This window comes from Butyrivibrio sp. (assembly GCF_017940685.1).
Classification (GTDB): Bacteria; Bacillota; Clostridia; order Lachnospirales; family Lachnospiraceae; genus Butyrivibrio.
In genome coordinates this window covers 1-1,585 of record NZ_JAGAYD010000189.1, presented here as the reverse complement: position 1 = coordinate 1,585, position 1,585 = coordinate 1, and the positions used below count along the sequence as shown (strand labels likewise).

1 protein-coding gene is annotated in these 1,585 nt (G+C 40.8%); it reads right to left on the bottom strand.

What is annotated here, in order from left to right; genetic code table 11:
• Window positions 1-59 precede the first annotated feature (59 nt).
• Window positions 60-1,418: an ISL3 family transposase gene (locus tag J6I68_RS11940; RefSeq protein WP_292220603.1), complete on the bottom strand. Its 1,359-nt coding sequence runs from the start codon at window positions 1,416-1,418 to the stop codon at window positions 60-62.
• Window positions 1,419-1,585 lie beyond the last annotated feature (167 nt).

Here is a 1,585-nt window from a genome sequence, read left to right as displayed (position 1 = left end):
GGCTCTTCGTGCACATCTGTGGATAAAATCTCAAAGTAGTGCACGATAAAAGCCTGTATTTAAGCTACTTTGAGTCCTAATCCACCTCGATTAGGAAGTGGTATTAAAATATTAGAACATCCTAATAAGATCATGTCCAACAGGTTCTGAATATTTTTAAAGCCGTAGGCTTTCCTGATAAACAGCTTGATCTTGTTATTTATAGACTCAACTCTGGCATTGCTGAGTTTGGAGTCTATGGTATTGAGGATATGTTCCTCATGACGCCTAATTTTGTAGGCAAGCTCTTTAAAAACAGATATTCTGCTATGTGTTGCTTTCCAAAAGAAGGTGGACAGTTCAGCTTTGGCTTCATCTCTAGAAGACATTTTAAGAGCCATGCGCAAATGCTCTTTTAAGGTATAGCCTCTAAATAGCTTGGGATTGGTTTTAGCAATCATTTCCAAGCGTTCAATCTGATTTGGAGTAAGGTTTTCTGGGGCTTTTCCTAAGGTATAGGTAGAGTTTTTTATCTCTGTAGCCTTGGTTTTAGCCTCTGATAACTTCAGAGAAGCTTTATCCTGTTTGCCGGGTCTACCATTGCCACGTTTAAGCTCCAGGGTCAGTTTCTTCTGATTTGAGTAGGCATCACGCCATGATTCCTTGCGTAGTTCATTCAGGGCTTCCATTGCCCAGGTGACAACGTGAAAGCTATCAACACAGCGCCAGGCATGAGGAATATACTTCTCAATACAGGCATCAATCCATTTTGCTCCATCACCGGAAACACATTTGATGTTAAGACGCTGCTCTTGTGTAAGCTCTTCAAAGAACCTGCTCAGAACCTCTGTACTATGGCCAGGAGCACACCAGACAACGGTATTGGTATCGTGATTAACCACAACAGTAACGTAGCTGTGACCTTTCCTGTAACTGGTTTCATCAATACCGATATTCACAAGGCCTGCGTAACGTTTCTTGAGGTCAGGCTCAATGTAAGCCCTTGCTCTTGAAATACACCTCATGACGGTATGCCAGTCACAGCGGAGAAACTCTGCTGTAACGCTACGGTTGATATTCATCGCCAGAAAGGTAGCCATCATATCGAAGTCTTTGGTGAATCCTGAGTCATGAAATGCCCAGGGAACGGATGCTGTCTTTACTCCATGTTCTGGACAGTCAACCCTACAGGTAGGACTGTACAGCTCAATGATAACTCCTCCACAGTCAAGAGCTCTCCACATGCGAGTGCATTTGCTTCTGTCATAAACCTTGCATCTGCAGCCACATACTGGACAGCGGTTAGCATAGGTCTTATAAGGGTGAAGATTAATCTTTAGGATATCTTCTCCATTAACGTTTTGTGTGAATTCATAAGAATCTATAACAGAGTGATTGACGTTGGCAAATTTCTTTAATAAAGTACTAGCAGAGACCATTTCATATATCCTTTTTTGTTATTTTTTCAACTTCAAAAATAAGATATTGGAATGGTCTTTTCAATTTCTGTTTTTAAAGAACTTACTAAGATCTGTAAAAGATCTTAAAGGGTAAAAATAATCATATTGAGGCTCTATGTTTTACCCACACATATGCACGAAGCCTC